This window comes from Anaerobiospirillum sp. NML120511, assembly GCF_023050955.1.
Classification (GTDB): domain Bacteria; phylum Pseudomonadota; class Gammaproteobacteria; order Enterobacterales; family Succinivibrionaceae; genus Anaerobiospirillum.
On the sequence record NZ_JALKIK010000049.1, the window covers coordinates 22,261 to 31,310 of the forward strand.

Annotated in this window: 3 protein-coding genes and 1 tRNA gene; 2 read left to right on the forward strand and 2 right to left on the reverse strand. The window is 49.5% G+C overall.

Annotated elements, in window-relative coordinates:
- The first annotated feature begins 1,814 nt into the window (after positions 1 to 1,814).
- The gene (locus tag MXE39_RS11155; protein WP_246978754.1) at positions 1,815 to 3,398 is read left to right on the forward strand and encodes a methyl-accepting chemotaxis protein; all 1,584 of its coding nucleotides are present in this window, start codon (positions 1,815 to 1,817) and stop codon (positions 3,396 to 3,398) included.
- A 300-nt stretch (positions 3,399 to 3,698) separates the two neighbouring features.
- On the opposite strand, the gene MXE39_RS11160 is transcribed toward MXE39_RS11155, so the two are convergent.
- A complete protein-coding gene (locus MXE39_RS11160) occupies positions 3,699 to 5,600 on the reverse strand; it encodes a hypothetical protein (protein ID WP_246978755.1) in 1,902 nt (633 codons plus the stop codon).
- Between the two features lie 510 nt (positions 5,601 to 6,110).
- On the opposite strand from MXE39_RS11160, the gene MXE39_RS11165 reads away from it, so the two are divergent.
- Positions 6,111 to 6,188: transfer RNA gene (locus tag MXE39_RS11165), tRNA-Val, on the forward strand.
- Positions 6,189 to 6,514: 326 nt separating this feature from the next.
- On the opposite strand, the gene pyk is transcribed toward MXE39_RS11165, so the two are convergent.
- Positions 6,515 to 7,954 (reverse strand): pyruvate kinase, encoded by a 1,440-nt coding sequence (gene pyk / locus MXE39_RS11170; RefSeq protein WP_246978756.1) that lies wholly within the window; start codon positions 7,952 to 7,954, stop codon positions 6,515 to 6,517.
- Positions 7,955 to 9,050 lie beyond the last annotated feature (1,096 nt).

Below are 9,050 nucleotides of genomic sequence, written 5' to 3' on the forward strand. Positions count from 1 at the left end.
ATACAGGCTATTTTGGCTCCATGATTCACCTTGTATGTGAGCTAAGCCATTAATAAAATAACTACCTGAGCCTGGATCCCAGTTTTCATAATAAACAAAACGTCATGTTTATCTGATTTAGCTACCATTTTTGCAGTATAGAACGACAATAATACATGTGATAATGTGTCTGTTTTCCCCTCTGTCGTGCATGCGGTTGTGTAATCAGGTGCCCTGATGGAGCTTGCTTCAATGCCTCCTCTTCATGAGGCATCAGTACATGCCATGGCAATGTGATGTCCTGGAGCGATGTTACTGCTATTGAGCTATGAGGAAATTTCTGGGCGTGTTGTGCACATGCACGTAAATCAGCCCGTACAAAGCATAAAGTCCAGAATTTTCCCATTTTAATTCAGGGACACCGAGGCAAGCTTATTAAATAAAAAGGTACTTTCCGGGCGTATATCTGCACTTTTGATTGCATTGACAATTATCTGTTTATTAATTGAGCACTACATGGTTCATGTCATCATGATCCTGCGCAAACGTTTGAGCAATTGATGGGCTAGTGCCATTTCATTGTGTGATCTGTGTAAGTTTTTCAGTAAAAGGTCTGTCAATGTGATGATAAGATTTATCAAAATTTGCGCATGAATCAAGCCTGATTTTATGCCGGATAAAGCCATATTATAGATATTCAGCAATACAGAAGATAATGTACTTTTTATCCCATAATGTATACAAGATACATATATAGCTATGCCGGGGCGCCCTTTCATAGATACATATCGCACAGTTATGCAATCAGGCTCAGGTATAGACATATGCATTATCAAGTGTTTTTGATCTTGTTTATACATTTATATATCGTTGTATATAGCATAATTTTCGCCTAATTTTTGGGTCATACCATGACTCTGGCAACCATTTAGGCGCATTGATATGTTTAAGTATATGCACAGTTTATTAGCATGTGAGGACCATGCATACACATATGCCTGGAACCGCAGCTTATTGCAGACTTAAGCCCTGATAGCAGGCACTGCTCAGGGTCCAGATGCAGCCGCTGACGTCAGTCACAGCCCCGGATGCAAGATGCAGCCGCTGACGTCAGTCATAGCCCCGGATGCAAGATGCAGCTGCTGACTTAGGTCACAGCCCCGGATGCAAGATGCAGCTGCTGACTTAGGTCACAGCCCCGGATGCCATGTGTACCCGTATACCAGGATGTCAAACCAGTCAATCATAAGTTACCTCTGACTTTTGCGCCGCTGCAGAAATTAGTTCGGTACCTTGTAAATATCATCTTGACACGATGAATCTGACTCAGCAGAAACAGTAATTTGCCGCCATCTCAAGTCAGGATGACATGTCTGTATCAGAAGCAATTCAGCCTGAAGCATTAGTCACAGCCATTTGGCTTCCGGGCAATGGCAGACACCGACTTTTGACTGATACCAAAGTGACCAGGAATGTAAGGCACCTCATTGACAATCAAGCATCATAAGGTGGAGCCAGTCTCAGACCGGATCGTCCCGTCTTAATGACAGTAAGCATGTGCTGACCGTTGCTCCTTATACAAAGAGCCATGACATGGCCGGAACGAAATCTGTGCTCACCACTGCCAGAAATAACTCAGCCATTAACTGCAATCAGTCCCAATACCCTTAACCTCGGACCCCAACAGCTCCCTGGTGCATCAAGGCTCCCCGAGCTTTCTACGCTGTCTCTCATGTCCTTATTAGTGCCGACCATGACAGCTTGTTCTGATATTTTGCAGTAGCTGTCTGCGCCGCCTGATAAGAACATTACCGGGCCAACAAAGAGATATAACCATGAGAATGAATGTACCTGTCACCGACGTTGAGCATCAGTTTCCCAGCGATCCTGCAGCCAGAATCATTTCTGTTACTGATCTTGAGGGCAATATAACCGAGGTCAACGATACTTTCTGTGAGGTCAGCGGCTACAGCCGTGAGGAACTGCTGGGTCAGCCCCATAACATAGTGCGCCATCCTGAGATGCCGCCTCAGGTATTCACCGCAATGTGGAACAGCCTGAAAATCATGAAGCCTTTCATGTGCGTACTCAAAAACAGATCCAAAGACGGCGGATACTACTGGGTTAATGCCTTTATTCATCCTATTGTTCAGAATGAAAAGATGGTGGGGTATGAGTCTATCCGCACCAAGGCTACCCCAGCGCAAATTAAGCGTGCTGAGCAGGTATACAGGCAGATGCGTGAGGGCAAGCGTATCAAACGCCGCTTCTCAATTTCTGACAATATCCTTATGTTCATATTCCTGATCGCTATTGCCTGTGAATTCTTCTTCAACAATATTTATGTCAGCGCCGGCTGTTATGCCCTGATGTTCCTCATTGTCTGGAAGATAAGTCAGCGCCGTGCCTCTATTTTCCGCTTCCTGGATCGCGTATTCACGAACCACTCGAATGTGATTAACAGCGCTATCTTTACTTATCGCGGCGGTAAGGAAGGTCAGGCTGTTTACAACGTTATGTATCACCTCAAGTCGGTGGACGGCGTTATTACCCGTGTCAAGGAAAATGCCGCAAAACTCAATGCTCTGGCCCAGCAGCAGCTTAATCATCAGTCAGCCAGCCTTAAGGAGCTCGATGAGCGTGCCCGCTTTACTACCGAGCTTATGGACGAACTGCGTCAGATTGCTGATGACATTACAGTTATGATCGATGATGTCACCAGCAGTTCCAGGCAGGCGGCCACCAGCACTCTTAAAATCTCTGAGATGGTAAACACAGGCAAGAGCGTATCAGCCAGGACCATGGACACTATCAACGATCTCAGAGATGTAACCTCAAATACCCGCCAGATGATTAACGATCTGGCTGCTCGCGTTGATGATATTGAAAAAGCCTCAGAACTCATCAAGGGTATTGCCGCCCAGACCAATCTGCTGGCCCTCAATGCCTCCATTGAAGCCGCCCGCGCCGGTGAGGCCGGTCGTGGCTTTGCAGTAGTGGCCGATGAGGTACGTTCCCTGTCACTGAGCACCGAATCAACTACAGTTCAGATTCAGGAGCTGATTCAGCGCTTCAAGGTAACAGCGCGCAATGCCGTATCCATGGCCGAAAAGGGCTATAACAATGTAACCGAGGGGGTAGCACAGGTAGAGCATACCAATGAAAAGCTCAATGAAATCCAGCAAGGCGTGGATAACATTGCAGCCCTTGCCAACAGCATGGCTCACAGCGTCAATGAGCAATCATCAACGGCTGCTCAGGTAGCCATCAAGGTGCAGCATATCCTTGCCATGAATGAGGAGAACTCACAGTCTGCCACTACCAACCTTAACCAGACTGCAATATTCACCAGCATGTCCAGCGAGATGAGCAGCATGATGATTCGCTTCAGCAAGAAGAACGAAGGCCACCTGCGCTAACCATCACGGCACGCCATGGCCTGGCCTCATGGCCATACCGCCATGGCGCACCCTTTCAGATGCAGTCCTCCCCTGCCAGTCCCGGCCCACAGTGGCTCATGGCCAGGTCATGCCCATCATCACGTGGCTCATGACCAGGTCATGCCATGCGGACCGTGGCCCTGGGTCAGGCCCCGCTAATTGCAGCTGCAAGAAAAAAGAGAGTCCTCCTAATGGGGGACTCTCTTTTTTCCAGGGCGCTGCACAGGCGTGTATCGGCCGGTTCTTACTGCAGCACCTGCCGTACGGGCGAACGAGGCGCTACTTGCCTGTCAGGCTGTTGAGGTACAGGGCACCAATTGCAGCCAGAATGAGCAGAGTGCCAATGGTCAGGCCACGCACGCTCACTGGTGGCGGCAGGCGCTTTACCTGGCGCATGGTGATTTCAATGAGAGTGGCGGTGTTAGGCGAAATTGAGTAGGCCTGATAGCGGTTGAGAATATCGATAAAGTCGCTGCGATAACGGGTAAGCTTGCGCTTGAAGTAATCGGCACGGCGCTTTTCCTTGAGAATGCGCTCCTTTTCCTTTTCTGCAAGCTTCTTCTTTTCCTCCCGGGTCAGCTTCTGCTTGACCTCACTGTCGCCATCAGGCTGGCCACTGGTTACAGGAACAGGCAGATTACGGCTTGCACGCTCGCTGTAATAAGTATCTGGCGGTCCGCCATTCTGACCGACATTCTGGCCATTGCCCTGACCATCAGGGCCCATGTCATCACCATCACCAAGACCGTAGCCTACACGGGTATCGTCACTGCGCAGGTCGGTATAGTTGATGTTCAGATGATTGGACTTGACCTTGTAAGGGTGCTTGAGAGCAAGGTTAACCAGCACCAGCATGAAGCTTACGTTATAACGGACAATCATGTCCTGCAGATGCAGACTGCAGTCAATGTAGCTGCCCTTAAGGCCCAGCTTCATGGAGAACTGCTCAATAACTCGACGTGATGCCTTGTTGAACTCATAGAAATTGTTGATGAGATTGGCATCATCACTGAGCATGTAGTACTTCTCAAAGTTGGAAGCTACAGCATGGTAAAAAGGCAGGGAGTCATCAATGCGTCGCAGTGAGGCAATGAAGTAATCAAGATCATCAGACTTGAGGCGGAAGTACAGACGCTCAAGCTTGGCAATCATGCTGCGCAGCTGCTGGGAAATACCTGAATTGAACTGACGGCCCAGCTCGATGGCATACAGATGCAGAGCATAGTGCACTACTGAGATGAGATTGTAGATGTAATCTAGGTACAGGGAACGCTCACGGGCCTCTGAACAGCGCTGACGGAAAGCCTCCATAAGGGAGTTGTTCACCGCCAGAAAGCGTGTGATTTCATCGAGCACCATCTGAGCTGCAGGATTTGGATTGAGCTCCACTTCAAGGAAGTCATCCTCAATACCGGCCTCCTGATTGATGTCAGCAATACGGTCGATGAGATTGTTAAGGGCATCATTGAGGTGACGGTCAAAACTGCCAGCCTGCTTTTTGAGGTTGATAGCATCGACCATGCGTGAGCGCACCGGATCATTGACCAGACGGGTACGGCTGGCCTGAGCCTCCTTGTTGGCAATACCGTGACCAGCACCTGCAAAGGAGCGCTCATCGGAGTTGTCGTCACGCTCCTTGCGCTCTTTTTCATGTTGCAGGGCATCGAGCACACGGCTTAAGACGAAAGCTCCCTTAATCTTGAACTTGTCGCCAATAATGGCATGTACAAATGCCTGGGTCATTTCCTCATCGTTGAGGCAGCGGCTGTACAGGGTTGCAGCATCATCAAAGCGATCCTCAATCAAAGCCAGTACGGCCAGATTGATATAGGAAGAAAAGCTCTGCTGGCTCTGCAGGATTTTGATGGCTTTTTCACGCTGACCATGAGCCAGATAGTAAATGGCTGCATGATCGTGCTTGCTGGTATCAACAAACCAGAAAATAGAGTAGTAAATACGGCCACGGGCAGAGAGCAGCTGGGTCTTGGCCTGGTCAAGACGACGCGGAGTACGAAGCGGCGGCTTCATCATGGTCTTCATATCCAGAGCCAGATTGATATCTTTGCCCTTGAGACTCTCACTCATCATCTTCTTGTAATTTGATGAGATGATCCTGCCCGGGATCTGAGTGGTCACACCAAGGACACGGTAAGGATTATCCTGTACTAAAGATATAGTCATTTCAGCTGTCCAAAACTGCTCATCAGCGCTGTCTGTGTATGCGCCTGTCCATCCAAAATCTGCATCAGCCCACCACAATGCACGTACTCAGCGGCCCTGGGGCTTCAAGTCATACTGCCCTGCAGGCCTCCGGCCTTGCGGCCCTGACCCGAAAGCTGATTGCTAATACAGTCACCTGGCCAGCCGACAGCATAAGGTCTCAGCTGAAGGGCTGGGCGGTGTAGCAGTGCCTGTTATGCAGTAAAGACTGAAATTATAACAAGATCCATACCAGGTAAGTTACGAGGCAGCACATGTGGCCAGCGCACAGTCCCAGGCACATAAAGCTCATAAACTGCAGCACCTTCCCAGTCATAAGACAGATTCACTGGCATAAAGCGGCCCGCAGTTTCTGTCATAATTTCATAAGGGCATGCTCTGAAATTAACCGGCCCTGAATATTTTTGGGACTTACGGCCCGTCAGGGCTTGCAAGGGGTAATCATAATCACTATAATGTGCCTCACCGAATGGATGCTTAGCTCAGTCTGGTTAGAGCATCTGCCTTACAAGCAGAGGGTCATAGGTTCGAGTCCTATAGCATCCACCATCAAGCCCACTTATGTGGGTTTTGTCGTTTTTATACCCCCTGTTTTCCCTCCCCACCTAACTCCCATCCTTTACTCTTCCTTTTCTCTCCCTCTTCTCTCCATTCACTTCCCAACCCCTGTCCCTGGTCTGTTGCGCATGGCCAGCTTAAAGTTCAGGCTGAGCTTCAAACAACAAAAAAGCACTCGCCTTTTCTGGAGAGTGCTTTTTTTGTTGGTGGTCATGCCCGGCAGACAGCGGAGACGCCCGGCATGCCCCAGGCAGCCCGGTCCGGGCCATATGGCCAGGCCTGTGGGCAGCCTTTGGGAGTATGCGCAGTTCAGTCTATTAGACGGTAACAACACGCATGGAGTCGGTGTGGCCTGACTTGCCCATGTTCACACCGAAAGCAACTACCAGACGGTCGCCGGTCTTAACATGACCGCGCTCCTGGAGCTGGCGGACAACGGTTTGCAAGAGCTCATCGAGGCTGCTGTAGGCCAGATTGTCAAAGTGGTAAGGGAAGACGCCACGGTACATGCTCATCCAGCGTACAGCCTGCTCAGAGCGGGAGAAAGCAAAGATTGGCAGACCGGAGCGGATACGGGACATGATAAGTGGAAGGTGACCACTGTCAGTGAATGCTACCAGGCCGTGGATACCCTCAAGGTGGTTGGCTGCAAACATGGAGCTCACAGCGATGGTGTCCTCGGCATCCTTGAAGATGCGATCGGCACGGTAACCGGACTTCTGAACCTCAGTCTCGGCACCAAGACATACCTGAGACATGGCGCGTACAGTCTCAACAGGATAATCACCGGCTGCAGTCTCAGCTGAGAGCATTACGGCATCCGTACCGTCGAGCACAGCGTTGGATACGTCCATTACCTCGGCACGGGTAGGCATTGGGCTCTTAATCATGCTCTCCATCATCTGGGTAGCAGTGATGACTACACGGTCAAGGCCACGTGCAAAGTTGATAAGACGCTTCTGAGTAGACATGAGGCTGGCGTCGCCAATCTCAACACCAAGGTCGCCACGGGCTACCATTACGGCATCGGAGGCCATGACTATGTCACGCATTGCCGCTTCTGAGGCCACAGCCTCAGCACGCTCTACCTTGGCAACGATATGAGCATTGCTGCCAGCCTCACGCAGCAGACGGCGGGCCTCCTCAAGGTCCTTGCCACTGCGAGGGAAGGAAACAGCAACATAATCTACGCCCAGAGTTGCTGCATGAATAATGTCCTGCTTGTCCTTCCTGGTCAGAGCTGGAGCTGATAAACCACCGCCCTGCTTGTTAATGCCCTTGTTGTTGGATAACGGGCCGGCCACGATAACAGTGGTAAAGATGCGGCTGTCCTCAACTCGGGTTACAGCCAGCTGGATACGGCCGTCATCGAGAAGGAGAATGTCACCTGGCTTTACATCATTAGGCAGCTGGGTATAGGTAATACCTACAGACTCCTGAGTACCCTCATTAAGATCGAGATCAGCATCAAGGACGAAGGTATCGCCGTACTTGAGATGGATTGGGCCTTCCTTGAACTTGCCAATACGGATCTTAGGACCCTGAAGGTCACCCATAATGGCAACTGGCAGATCAAGATCCTTTGCAGCCTTACGGACTGCTACAACGCGCTTCTGGTGATCCTCAAGAGTACCATGAGAGAAATTCAGACGTACTACGTTAGCGCCTGAACGGATGAGCTCTTCAATAACTCCAGGACGATCTGTAGCTGGACCCAGAGTAGTAACGATTTTGGTTCTGCGCTTTCTTGCTGCCATTTTTACATCCTACGTTGATTGCACTGCATCCCAGTCATTCAGGCAAGTCCTGAAATACAGTTTTGCAGCTGCTTTTGGACCTCGGGGCATAACATCGACAAAAGCTGATAAATATGCTCGATAACCTTGATATTGTAGTTTACACAGCCCCCTTTCATCAAGCTCATACCAGGCCCGAACCCGGCCTGTGCCCGCCATATTCTTCATATCTATGGGAAAGTATGCCCCCTTGAAAGAAGGACAGCGTGATGCTGTGCCTGTATTACAGGTGCCCCCTGGAGCACAAAATAAGTCTCAGCTGCATATGATGACACTGGAGCCGGTCATCCCCATGCAAATGCCTTGAATACCTGTCCTGCATGCCCTGCATGCCCTGCCAGGCCATAGCAGGCTGGCAGGCTCACACATAAGGTAACGGTATCCAGCACAGGGAAGGTATAAGTCAATGGCCTTGCCTCTTTGGATAAACAGTCGGGCCAGACATGCCTCAACAGCTCGAGTACTTATCGATGAGTGGTCATAGCAGGTATGCCTGCTGGACCGGGATGGAGGGCAGTATGAATGGCTGGCATCGACGCCCCTCATGCCTGATCCAGGGTGGCCAAGGGCTCTTTCCGGGCAGCCACCTGTTATGTTTATGCTCATTAACCTCGCCCATGCTCGCGCACAACAGGATCTTATGGTGTGTCATTAGCAACTGTCATACAGTTACCAACATACCTTGAAGCGGCAGCCGGCCTGCCTGCAATAAGCTCTGACTATCTGCGTATTTCCAGCCCTGTATTTATTACAAATTGATACTCAGGTAATAGAACGTATTATTTAACGCATGATAAAATCTCAGTCGTCAGCACTGTATATACGCTAATTTTGAAATTTTTTGTCCCACCCCAGATCTATTTTTCTAAAATAATAGAATAAATTTAATCTATAAATCTAAATATGTAATAGCTTTATGTGGTGGGATCAACAACCTTAATTGGAACAGTTAAAGAAAACTTTTCATAATACGTTACCTCTCAGTTTTGCATGTCCTCACTAATACGAATGATCGTAAATCATCTTTAGTGAGGCTGTTTTGAGCTTAACTTCTACG